Source organism: Treponema sp. R6D11, assembly GCF_054786075.1.
The window spans coordinates 1-11643 of the sequence record NZ_BDHD01000052.1 but is presented as its reverse complement, the minus strand read 5'-3'; the positions used below and the strand labels follow the sequence as shown (position 1 = coordinate 11643).

Genomic DNA, 11643 nt, shown 5'->3' with positions numbered 1-11643 from the left:
AAAAAACGCCGAATGGGTTATCTGGAAACATCGTTACAGCTTCTCACTTGGCTTGATTCCCCTGATACGTTGTAGTATATGAATATTTATACAAGAAAAGGCGACAAAGGAAAAACTTCCGATCTCAGCGGGCGTGAGGTGTCAAAAAATAGCGCGGTAATTCGTTTTATCGGAGCGGCTGACGAGCTTAACTGTCACTTGGGATTGATTAAAGCGATGATTACTAATGAAGACGCATGGCAATTTTCCGGAAAGTCTACAAGTATTTTTTTGGAAAGAATCCAGAAAAACGTTTCTTTAATCATGTCCCATGTTTCCGATATAAAAAACAGTAACTTTTTTTTGCAGGAAGATGAAATTGTTAACATGGAAAAAGAAATTGACAGGTTATATGCCAATATCCCAAAACAAAAAACGCTGATTATTCCAGGGAAAAATATCATAGAAGCGCAAATTCAAATAGGGCGGACAATAGCAAGAAGAGCGGAGAGTTTATTTTTTGCCGTTAGGGAAGAACAGCCGTTTCGTCCGGAAGCGGGAGCGTACTTAAACAGGTTGTCGGATTATTTATTTGTTTTGTCTCAGCAAGAATCACTGATTAACGTCAATTTCATAAATGAGGTTGCCGGTGTTTAAATTATAAACCCGTCTTTTAAAACAAGATGGAATACTGATGTTCCTTACTTTTTCGGTTTTAAATTCATCAACAATAATAATTACCTTTACTTTTGAATATTTTAACGCAAGATTTCTTGTCTCGTTTTCAGTTTTTAGCCAAACAACTCTGTTTATATGCGGCGTTTGAGGCCAAATGTTAGCGATAAAAAAAGTCATTAGCGCGTTCTCGGTAGTGTCGTCAAAATCCGCATTAGGAGCCATGTGTCCTCTGTCAAAGCCGGAATGGGTGTAGTCATCGTGGCTGGGAAGAGAATAACCGTGTTCGGCTAATTTTTGCTTTAATGCGCCCTTGTCTCTGTCCTGTGTGAATCTTGCCGACGGACGCTTTACCCCGTTTGAAACCGCTCTTTCTCTTGTCAGGGTATATTCAATAGTATGCGGTCCTAAGTGAATCGCATCATAACATCCAGAATATAGAAGTTCTCCTTCATCGTTGTATACGTTAAAATCAAAATGTCCTTCCAAATCGCAGGCAAAAGAATATGCCGTAAACAGAAAAAAGAAAAATAAAATAAAAGAACCAATACGGTAAATATTTTTCATGATATTGAATTTAAGAAATCGATTAACGCGGCGGTATCAGCGGGAATTACTTTAGCGTTTATCTTTCTTTCCATAGTGTTTGATAGAGAAGTAGGCATGGGCGGAGACCCAATTAACGGCTCTACTGTTTCCGCAAATTTAGCGGGGTGCGCCGTACAAAGAATACCAATTGCACCTTGTTCAATTTTATTGTTTGCGCAAAGTTTATCAACTCCCTGCCAGCCGACCGCGCTGTGAGGATCAAGAAAATATCCCGTTTGTTCATATACGCGCGCTATTGTTTGCCGCGTCTCTTCATCGCCTACTGAAACGCCCAAAATTATTTTACGCATCTGTCCCAAAGAAAAATGCGCGCTCATTCGCTCAAAGTTACTTGGCGCGCCTACGTCCATAGCGTTGGAAATTGTCGCCTGCGAAACTCTGGCAAGGTATTCTCCTGAATCAAGATAATCGGGAAAGGTTTTATTTATATTTGTCGCCGCGACAAATTGCTTTATAGGCGCGCCCATCTTCATTGCGTAAAGCCCCGCTGTTAAATTGCCAAAATTGCCCGAAGGGACGCAAAGGGTAACGGGCAATCCGCTTTTTGCCGCGTGATCTTTTTTCCCCGTGAAAATTCTTGGCGTCGATTCTCCGTCAGGATCAACAAGCCCTGCGAAGGCTCTGCCCGCCGCGGCTGAATAGTAAACCGCCTGCGGAATAAGACGGCTGATATTAATTGAATTTGCCGAAGAAAGAGCCATGCGTTTTTTAAGGACCTCTTCCGCAAGAGCGGTTTTTACAAGACGCTGGCAATCGTCAAAACTGCCTTCTACGGCAAGGGCTGTAATGTTCTTTCCAAGCCCCGCAATTTGCCGCTCTTGCAACGGCGATACGCGCCCCTTGGGGTATAGAACCGTAACAAAAATACCGGGCACATCAAAAAAGCCGTCCGCCACAGCGCCGCCCGTATCGCCCGAAGTAGCGACAAGTATCCTTAACGACTTGTCTTCGCCCCTGCGTAAATACGAAAAAGCGCGCGCCATAAAACGGGCTCCAAAGTCCTTAAATGCCGCCGTCGGACCATGAAAAAGCTCCAAAGCATAACGGTCTGCGACAGGCACAAAAGGAGCCGTAAAAGTAAAAGCCGACTGTACTATGTCGGATAACACATTGTCGGGGATTTCATTGTTTACATAGGGTTTTATTGTTTCAAAGGCAATGTCGGTAAATGCCATAGATCCAAGCGAAGATCGCACTTGCTCCGAGTATTGAGGAATTTCTTCCGGTACAAAAAGCCCTCCGTCCTGAGCAAGTCCTGTAAGGGCGGCTTGTGCAAAACTCACCTTTTCGCCTTTGTTTCTGGTGCTATAATAGTACATACATTATATTACCATATAGATATAATTGACACAAAGGGGTTTTGACTGCTATATTTATATAAGGAGTAAAAGTGGCAAAAGAAGAAGCAATAGAGGTAGAAGGTGTAGTTAGGGAAGCTCTTCCAAATACAATGTTTAGGGTAGAGTTGGATAACCAAAACGGGCATCTTATATTGGCTCACCTTTCGGGTAAAATGCGAAAACATTATATCCGTATTGTTCCGGGCGACAAGGTTAGAGTCGCACTTTCTCCGTACGATTTAAGCAGAGGCAGAATTATTTATCGAGAACGATAAATACTGCAATTTAAAGTAGAGAGGTAAATTATGGCTGATGTAGTGTATATTGATGTTGAAGACGGATCAAAAAGAGTAATGAATAATACAAAACTTTATGCAAAATTACTTACAAAATTCAAAGATGATCAAAATATCAAAAGTATTGAATCATTTTTAGCGGCGGGGGATTTGCCAAAAGCTCAAATTTCTACGCATACGCTTAAGGGGGTTTTCGCTAATCTGTCCCTTACCGAATTAAACAAACAAGTTGTTGAGCTTGAATCTCAAATAAAAGCCGGTGCTGTAAAACCCGATCAATATGAAATAGTAAAATCTGTTTATACCCAAACAATAACAGAAGTTGATAAGGTAATAGCGCAGTATGCATGAAGAAAAACCTGTTGTTTTAGTTGTTGATGACATTGAAACAAATGTCATGATTCTCGAAGAGATACTAAAAGATGATTATGATGTTTTAACAGCTTACAATGGAATGGAAGCGCTTGAAAAACTAGAAAAAGCCGTTACTATTCCAAAGATAATACTGTTAGATGTTGTTATGCCTCACATGGGCGGGCGTGAATTATTTAATAAAATTAAAAACCATAAAGCGTATGAAAGAGTCCCTGTTATTTTTATTACCGCTGAAAACGATTCAGAAAGCGAACTTCTTGCCGCTGGAGCTGTTGATTTTATTAATAAACCTTTTCTGCCGGAGATTGTTAAACTCCGTGTAAAGAATCAAATATCATTAAAAAATTACAGCGATAATCTGGAACAAATGGTTACGGAGAAAACAGAAGAAGCTACCAGAACTTTGGAAAACGCCCTGCAGGGACTCGCCAATGTTATTGAACACAGGGATTTGGAATCGGGCGAGCATGTTAAGAGGACGCAGTTATTTGTAAAAGCGTTAATTAATTATTTATTGGCTTCCAATTCTGTTTATGCCGATGAAATTAGAAAACTCCAACCGGATATTATTGTAAAAGCTATGGCTCTTCATGATGTCGGAAAAATAGCTATTCCCGATAGAATACTTCTTAAACCCGGCAAGCTTGACCCAGAAGAATATGAAATAATGAAAACACACACTACGCGTGGCAGGGATATTATCCATGAACTTGGCGATGTAAATACATCTTTATACCTGAAGCATTGCGAAGATATTTGTTACGGACATCATGAACGTTGGGACGGAAAAGGATACCCTCGGCAGTTAAAGGGCGAAGAAATACCGCTTGCCGCGCGCCTTGCGTCGTTAGCTGACGTATATGACGCTCTGGTATGCGCCCGCGTTTACAAAGTAGCCATGCCGTATCAGGAAGCGCTTGAAATTATCGCGCAGGGGAGAGGAACTCAGTTTGATCCAATCATTGCGGACGCAATTGTACATATCCAAAAGGAATTTCAGGAAATATCACGAACATATCAATAAAACGGAAGTATTAAAAAATGAACATTACAGAATTAATGACAGAATTGGTTTTTCAGGTAGGAATAATTTTATTCGCCGTGCGTTTTGGCGGACATTTGGCAAAAAAAATAGGCATTCCTTCCGTACTTGGCGAATTGCTTATAGGCGTAGTAATTGGTCCTTATGCTTTGGGCGGCATTGCTTTTCCCGGTTTTCCACATGGACTTTTTCCTTTAATTGGCGGAGATTCTATCGCAGTTAGTACGGAGTTGTATTCATTTGCCACAGTCGCCTCTATTATTTTACTTTTTTTCTCAGGGCTGGAAACAGATATTGGCTTATTCTTAAAGTATTCGGTTGCGGGCGTAGTAATAGGATTTGGCGGAGTTTTATTTTCTTTTGTGATTGGAGATTTTTGCGGAGTTCTGCTTCTTAAAACTTCATTTCTTGACACAAGATGTTTGTTTTTAGGCATACTCTCAACCGCGACTTCGGTTGGTATTACCGCCAGAATTTTAAGCGATAAAAAAAAGATGGACTCTCCCGAAGGCGTTACAATTCTTGCCGCCGCTGTATTTGACGATGTACTGGGAATTATCATGCTTGCCGTAGTGCTTGGGATAACCGCTTTGCTAAGCGGACACGCGGAAGGCAATTTTTCCGCGCTGTCAATTCTTGGCATAGCAGGGAAGGCATTTGGTATTTGGCTGGGATTTACCGTATTAGGTTTGGTTTTCTCGCGTCAGCTTGCTTCGTTCTTAAAACTATTTAAAAACAGTTCTGATTTTTCCATACTTGCGTTTGGTTTGGCTCTTATTCTTGCCGGCTTTTTTGAAAGACAAGGCGGGCTTGCAATGATAATCGGCGCTTATATTACGGGGCTTTCGCTTTCAAAAACAGATATTGCCGCGGTGATACAGGGAAGACTTGAAGGGCTTTATGAATTTTTTGTTCCTTTGTTTTTTGCAGTTATGGGAATGATGGTAAATGTGCGGGAAATACTTTCCGCAGATATTTTAGTTTTCGGCGGAATATACACTTTGGCGGCAATCTTTGCAAAGGTAATCGGGTGCGGAGGTCCTGCGCTTCTGCTTGGTTTTAATGTTAAGGGGGCGTTACGAATCGGGGTAGGCATGGTTCCGCGCGGGGAGGTTGCGCTTATCATTGCCGGCATTGGATTAACTATGGGCATTCTTGACAATCAGCTTTTTTCAATTGTAATTTTGTTAACTTTAATTTCTACTATGGTGGCTCCGCCGCTTTTAAACGCATCGCTAAAAATTAAAGGACAGGGAACAAGAAAGATAGTTAACGATGAAGATACCACTTATTTAAAATGGGATTTTGATTCTCATGATGTCGCAAAACTTATGTTGGACAGATTATTAATAGATATTCGCGCCGAAGGTTTTTATGTTCAGATAATGAATTTTGATGATAATATTGCTCTGGCTCGTAAAGACGATATTTCTCTTTCGATAAGCTGCGAAGGAAGCGCGGTTATTGTAGAAGCGTCAAACTCGGATTTACCGTTTGTGAATAATGTTGTTTACGAAGATATAATTAATCTTTCAGAATCCATGCAAAAACTAAAAGACTCAATGAACACCAAGGCGATGAAGAAAGAACTGTTTGACCGCAGAGGAAGGACAAGCAATAATCTTCTTTCCGTAATAGAGGCAAATTCGATAACCCTCGATCTTAAAGGCGGTAACATAGAAGAAATAATAAGAGAACTTGTCGATATACTTTTTAAACAGGGAAAACTGTTAAGTAAAGATCTTGTTTTAAACGATGTATTTGAACGTGAGAAAATAATGAGTACCAATATGGGATATGGAATAGTGTTGCCTCACGCGAAAAGCGACGGAGTGGAAAACACGGTAGTCGCAGTAGGCATAAAGAAAGAGGGAATTATTCTTGATCCTTCGGATAATCAATCATCTCGTATTTTTGTAATGGAAATTTCTCCCAGAAAAGACGGTCCGCACTTGCAATTTCTTTCCGCGTTAGGAGCCGTATTAAGAGACGAAGCAGTTCGTCAGGCTCTGATTAATGCAACCTCCGCGGAAGAAGTGGCGGAATTACTGCATAATAGAAAATAATGGAGGTGGCGGGAGTCGAACCCGCGTCCCAATACGCGAAACATAAACGTCTACAGATTTAGCCGTTTATTAATTTGTCGGGACGGACTTGGCTAAACGGCGCGCGGTCTGTCCTTATCCCGGAAAATCTTATCTTGCCGCCACCGGACGCTGCGGTAAGACCAGCTCTGATTGCGACGCGGAAGTTACCCCTCAGAGCGGCGGGGCAGTTCCACGCGATTACGCAGCTAAGGCGTATTCGTAACTGTCAGTGTTGGCAGTTAAATTTTTGCCCAATCAGGAGATGAGCGCTCCATCTGCAGTCTATATCCCGAAGACGTACCGATCGAAACCGGTGCACCCCCTGTTAATCATCACTGGTATTATAGCGCTCTTTTTAACAATAAGCAATACAAACTAATAAATTTGAATTTTTCCCAATTTCATGGTATAATTTAATTATTATGGAACAGACGGATGAGCATTCCTATAAAGTTCTGTCTGATGAAGAAGAACTTTTGGTTGGAAAGGTTGAGGAATGGCTCAAGGAAAAAAGACCGCAAGATCATTTTATAGCGCATGAAAGATTCCGCCGACTTCGTAATCTTGGTAACGCTGTTTTTGATTATCCTTCAATAAGAGAAACTCAATTTGTCAGGGATATTCTTATTAATGAAAATCAGCTTACAGAGTCTTTGCTTGCCTTTTCCGCCCCGTCGCATATACTTCGTATTCCCGCCAAAGTAGCGGCTCTTCGCAGTTTTTTAATCGCGAAATTTCACGCTTTTTCCCTGCTTTCACGATTGACCGAAAAAAATGAAGAATTGCATAATCTTATAAGAAATATCCCATTTACTGTAGTTTTTACATTAATGGCGGAAGATGTGTATTTTTCCTGTCTTGACGACCCAAGTTTTTCAAACGATACAAAATCCAAGCTTGCCTACGATTTAATAGCGTTATGGGACAGCGGCACGGATCAACGCAGTATTCATCACCTTATGGCGCTTTCTTCGCTTTGGAAGGCAAGGGACTCCGCTCCACCCAGTTTTGGGACAATGGACGGAAACTCCGAGTTATTAAGGATTTCCATAGATATGGGCACTGATACCGAATGGGAAGATTTTTTAAAAGGGGAGTCCACTAATGATTATACAAGGTGGGCACTTGAAGAATTCCTTTTTGGTTTATCTTTTGAAGAAATACAAAAAGTTCGCAACAGATTATCGCGTTACGGCGTAAAATCTGTAAGTCATGACGAAGTTAGGTCATACCTCGATTCAACGCCCGTATATTCGGTTGTAAACGACCGCGATCCAAGGGCTATTTACGATTTTTTTATCGAAAGAAAAGACGCTTGTAATTTGCGTAAAATGGTGAATGCCCCCGGTCCTTTAAACACCTTGGAAGAAATCTATTTAAAGTACCGCATAATCCTTGAATCCAATGTTAAAGAACCCTAGAACAAAAAGTTAAAGGTTATAAGCCTATCAGTTCTAGCCATTTTATTGATTGTCATATTTTTGCAATTCGTCGTGGATATGTTCAATAACTACGCCGGCTTTTTCAAACATCGCAAGGGTGTCCTCGTTGTCATGGTAACGGCGTTGGCAAACGACTCTTTTAATTCCGCAGTTGATAATTAACATGGCGCAAGTTCTGCACGGGGTCATGCGGCAATAGAGGGTGGCTCCGTCAATGGAAATGCCTCGTTTTGCCGCCTGACATATTGCGTTTTGTTCGGCGTGGACTGTTCTGACGCAATGGGTGGATTCTCTGCCGTCTTCATGCACCATTTTTTTTATTTGATGCCCGACATCGTCGCAATGGGGCAGTCCCGCAGGAGCGCCTACATAGCCGGTTACAAGAAGTTGCTTGTCCTTGGCAATGACGCAACCGGAGCGTCCGCGGTCGCAGGTAGCCCTTTTGGAAATAGCCTCGCAGACTTCCATAAAATATTCGTCCCAGCTTGGTCTTTTGTATTCGCCCATATAATCCCCTTGCATTAATTTACATTGATAATCCCAATAATGCAAGGTGTGGCAAACGCTTTCTTTGCCTGTGTAAAAAAAGTATTCTTAAATTTAAATTTATGATACTATATACACAAAGGAGATAAAATGAAAAAGATAGGTTTTTTAGGGTTAATTTTTTACGTCATTGCCGCCAACGGATACGCAAGCGACGGCGACGGTATTTATTCGCTGAAAGTAGGTCAATATGAAGTTTATATATTGGTAGAATCCGAAAGAGACGGAAATACAGGAATTTTAGTAGGAGCGGACGAGGCTGTTTTAAAACGGTACATTCCGGCGGAAGGTTTTAAACACACAGCCAACGCTGTTTTAATTAAAGCTCCAAGACAAAATATATTGATAGATACGGGAACAGGAGCGGGCGGCATCATTGTAGAAAAAATAAAAAAACTAGGCGTACAGCCTGAAAACATTGACGCTGTTCTTATTACCCACCTGCATGGGGATCATTTTGGCAGTTTGCAAAAAGACGGAAAAGCTGTTTTTTCAAAAGCGAAGGTTTATCTTTCAGTTAAAGAGAAGGAATACTTTACAAGCAGCCATGTTAATCAGGGAGCGGTCGCCGCTCTTGCGCCTTATGGCTCAAAGGTTACTACATTTGAACCCGGCGAACTTGGTAAAAAATTAAAAGAAATACTCCCCGGTATTTCTCCGATTGCCGCTTACGGACACACTCCGGGGCATACGCTTTATTTAATAGAAAACGGCAAAGACAAATTATTGATAATAGGAGACCTTCTGCATATAGCGTTGGTACAATTTCCCGTCCCTGAAATAAGCGCAACTTACGACATGGATCAAAAAGCCGCCGCTACAGTACGCAGGCAGGTTCTGGATTACACCGCAAAAAACAAAATCCCCGTAGCGGGAATGCATATTGTGTACCCTGGGACAGGTAGTGTAAGTGTTGAAGGCAGTGGGTTTAAGTTTGCGCCAGGTAAGTAGGATTACCACTAATTACGACAAGTTTTTTATTATCTTTTTTGCCATAAATTCTTTAATTTCACTGTGACGGGGAACAGGTTCCGTATTGCCATTTTTCGGTTGCATATATATATCATGATTAGAACCATGACGGACAAAAACCGCGCCCCTAGCGTTGAGTAATTTTATAAGTTCCACTCGTTTCATTATGCTATTTTAAGTACACCTTTTTGTTCATTTAATTTTAATGTTCCGTCTTTTATCCATTTGTATATTTCTTTGAGTCCGTTTTCAAGATCATCAAGGCTTTCTCCTTGAGTAGGATATTGTGGGTATTCATCTATATAGCCTAAATAAAAATTATCTTCCTTCCACCAAGAATAACGCAGTTCCATTATAGCCTCCGTACTTATTATACCACAAACATCATTGACTGTAATATATTAAGCGATAAAATTCTTGAAAATAAATTTGTTTTTTGTCAAGCAAAACGCTGAGTTCAACCCATATAGTAGTATGATAAAGGGTAAATATGGCAAATAAACAAACAATTCACCTACCCGCAACTCACACAATGCCGCCGCTAATTACCGCTGTTACTGGAATCGTTTATTAAGGATTTCAACTGTGCCAGGTCTTGGTGAAAGTATTTAGCAAATAGTGGTTAGCATTTAGCTTTCTCTATCCACTATTTACTATCCACTACCTACTTCCTCCCTTCCCTCTCCCCTAATTGGAACGCACTACCCGAATGCCAAAAATGTAGGCACTATCCTCGCCGTACCTAACGTATGGAATACATCTGAACCGAATCGCCGAACGTAAGTCTTCAGGGTAGTGTTTCCAACTCCCACCGCGAACCACGCGGTAAGTCCCCGAGGACGCGCCAGTCGGATCAGTCTGCGCACCGTTTAAATAATCTCCGTACCAATCCCAACAATATTCAATCATGTTCCCATGCATGTCATACAAGCCCAAAGAATTTACGGTTTTCAATCCCACCTTATGTGTTTTCCAATTACTGTTATCGCAATACCACCCTGTATTGTCATTAAACGTAGCTCCTGTGTTGTAAGCGGTAGTTGTACCCGCCCGGCATGCAAATTCCCATTCAGCTTCTGTCGGTAATCTATACCCGTTTTTGCTCTTGTCCATTACCACCGTATTCCATGCCGTGTTATCGCTTGTTGGCACTGTTCCCCATACCGAAGGATCGGTACTTCCGCTAATACTGTATACGGGGCTTAATCCTTCCATAATGCTCAATTTATTGCAGAATACCAAAGCGTCATACCAACTTACATTATCAACAGGCAATTTGCCGGGTGTTCCGCTTTCCCCATTTACGGCTGACGTGAAATAACTCGGATTGCTTCCCATCACCGCCTGGTACTGCTCCTGCGTTACCTCATACTTGCCCATTTTAAATCCGCTTAATGTTACCGAATGTTGCGTTTCATCGGTATTGCGTTCTGGTTCGTTTGTAGGACTGCCCATGGTAAATGTTCCGCCAGTTATCGAAACCATTTCTACACCAAGTGAATAATAGTTAATAGTAACCGTTTTTGGCGAACCGCTAATATTATAGCCCGATTTTGACACAGTTACAGTTAAAGTTCCGCCTGCGGTTAATCCGCTTATTGTCAGTGTATACGAAGGTCCTGAACCGTTGAGCGTTCCTTTGCTTACTGTTAATCCGCTAAGGGTGATGTCGCCAACGGCAAGACCGGTAATTGCCGCGCTAAAGGTCAGCGTCAACTGCGTTGTAGTTTGCGAAGCGTTGCCGTTTGCGGTTACACCGCTAAAGGTAACTGCTGTAGCGTAATAAATGGTTACTGTTTGTGGCGAGCCACTAATAGCATAGCCCGATTTTGACACCGCTACACTCAAAGTTCCGCCTGCGGTAAATCCGCTGATTGTCAGTGTGTACACTGCTCCAGAATTGCTGAGCGTTCCTTTGCTTACTCCTGTTACTCCGCTAAGGGTGATGTCGCCAACGGCAAGACCTGTAATTGCCGTGCTAAAGGTAAGCGTTAACTGCGTAGTAGTTTGCGTAGATGAGCCATTCGCGGTTACGCTGCTAAATGTAACTGCTGTAGCGTAATAAATTGTTACGTCCTTTGGTGACCCGCTAATAGCATAGCCAGATTTCTCCACCGATACGCTCAAAGTTCCACCTGCCGTAAATCCGCTGATTGTCAGTGTGTACACTGCCCCCGAATTGCTGAGCGTTCCTTTGCTTACTCCTGTTACTCCGCTAAGGGTGATGTCGCCAACGGCAAGACCTGTAATTGCCGTGCTAAAGGTAAGCGTTAACTGCGT

The 11643-nt window shown here is 41.9% G+C and carries 13 protein-coding genes and 1 other RNA gene; 7 read left to right on the top strand and 7 right to left on the bottom strand.

Annotated features, from left to right (window positions below; all coding sequences use genetic code 11):
* Positions 1-78: 78 nt before the first annotated feature.
* Positions 79-636: a cob(I)yrinic acid a,c-diamide adenosyltransferase gene (locus tag ACYVTD_RS06600; protein WP_461246985.1), complete on the top strand. Its 558-nt coding sequence runs from the start codon at positions 79-81 to the stop codon at positions 634-636.
* Here the strand turns inward: ACYVTD_RS06600 and ACYVTD_RS06595 are convergent.
* Both ACYVTD_RS06595 and ACYVTD_RS06590 read right to left on the bottom strand, forming a co-directional pair.
* A complete protein-coding gene (locus ACYVTD_RS06595) occupies positions 592-1221 on the bottom strand; it encodes a DNA/RNA non-specific endonuclease (protein WP_461246984.1) in 630 nt (209 codons plus the stop codon). The genes ACYVTD_RS06600 and ACYVTD_RS06595 overlap by 45 nt on opposite strands.
* Entirely contained in the window at positions 1218-2582 is a 1365-nt protein-coding gene (locus ACYVTD_RS06590) for a pyridoxal-phosphate dependent enzyme (protein ID WP_461246983.1), read from the bottom strand. The genes ACYVTD_RS06595 and ACYVTD_RS06590 overlap by 4 nt, the downstream gene beginning before the upstream one ends.
* A gap of 71 nt (positions 2583-2653) precedes the next feature.
* Between ACYVTD_RS06590 and infA the strand changes: the two genes are divergently transcribed.
* The 4 genes from infA to ACYVTD_RS06570 are packed head-to-tail and all read left to right on the top strand — an operon-like array spanning position 2654 to position 6382.
* On the top strand, positions 2654-2878 hold the full coding sequence (infA, locus tag ACYVTD_RS06585) for a translation initiation factor IF-1 (RefSeq protein ID WP_461246982.1): 225 nt from the start codon (positions 2654-2656) through the stop codon (positions 2876-2878).
* 30 nt (positions 2879-2908) lie between these two features.
* Positions 2909-3250, top strand: a complete 342-nt coding sequence (locus ACYVTD_RS06580; protein WP_461246981.1) for an Hpt domain-containing protein — start codon at positions 2909-2911, stop codon at positions 3248-3250.
* Positions 3243-4298, top strand: a complete 1056-nt coding sequence (locus ACYVTD_RS06575; RefSeq protein WP_461246980.1) for an HD domain-containing phosphohydrolase — start codon at positions 3243-3245, stop codon at positions 4296-4298. Before ACYVTD_RS06580 ends, ACYVTD_RS06575 begins: the two co-directional genes overlap by 8 nt.
* 17 nt (positions 4299-4315) lie before the next feature.
* The gene (locus tag ACYVTD_RS06570; protein ID WP_461246979.1) at positions 4316-6382 is read left to right on the top strand and encodes a cation:proton antiporter domain-containing protein; all 2067 of its coding nucleotides are present in this window, start codon (positions 4316-4318) and stop codon (positions 6380-6382) included.
* Here ACYVTD_RS06570 and ssrA read toward each other — a convergent pair.
* Positions 6380-6726, bottom strand: a transfer-messenger RNA (tmRNA) gene (ssrA, locus tag ACYVTD_RS06565). The two genes, ACYVTD_RS06570 and ssrA, sit on opposite strands and share 3 nt — an antisense overlap.
* Positions 6727-6825: 99 nt before the next feature.
* Here ssrA and ACYVTD_RS06560 point away from each other — a divergent pair.
* Positions 6826-7824 (top strand): hypothetical protein, encoded by a 999-nt coding sequence (locus ACYVTD_RS06560; protein ID WP_461246978.1) that lies wholly within the window; start codon positions 6826-6828, stop codon positions 7822-7824.
* Positions 7825-7866: 42 nt separating this feature from the next.
* Here ACYVTD_RS06560 and ACYVTD_RS06555 read toward each other — a convergent pair whose 3' ends face one another.
* Entirely contained in the window at positions 7867-8352 is a 486-nt protein-coding gene (locus ACYVTD_RS06555) for a deoxycytidylate deaminase (RefSeq protein WP_461246977.1), read from the bottom strand.
* A gap of 129 nt (positions 8353-8481) precedes the next feature.
* On the opposite strand from ACYVTD_RS06555, the gene ACYVTD_RS06550 reads away from it, so the two are divergent.
* Entirely contained in the window at positions 8482-9342 is an 861-nt protein-coding gene (locus ACYVTD_RS06550) for an MBL fold metallo-hydrolase (protein WP_461246976.1), read from the top strand.
* A 12-nt stretch (positions 9343-9354) separates the two neighbouring features.
* Here ACYVTD_RS06550 and ACYVTD_RS06545 read toward each other — a convergent pair whose 3' ends face one another.
* From ACYVTD_RS06545 to ACYVTD_RS06535, 3 genes are all read right to left on the bottom strand, one after another.
* Positions 9355-9528, bottom strand: a complete 174-nt coding sequence (locus ACYVTD_RS06545) for a type II toxin-antitoxin system HicA family toxin (RefSeq protein WP_461246975.1) — start codon at positions 9526-9528, stop codon at positions 9355-9357.
* The gene (locus ACYVTD_RS06540; RefSeq protein WP_461246974.1) at positions 9528-9716 is read right to left on the bottom strand and encodes a hypothetical protein; all 189 of its coding nucleotides are present in this window, start codon (positions 9714-9716) and stop codon (positions 9528-9530) included. The genes ACYVTD_RS06545 and ACYVTD_RS06540 overlap by 1 nt, the downstream gene beginning before the upstream one ends.
* Before the next feature lie 334 nt (positions 9717-10050).
* A partial coding sequence (locus tag ACYVTD_RS06535) for a formylglycine-generating enzyme family protein (RefSeq protein WP_461246973.1) occupies positions 10051-11643 on the bottom strand: 1593 nt, incomplete at its 5' end.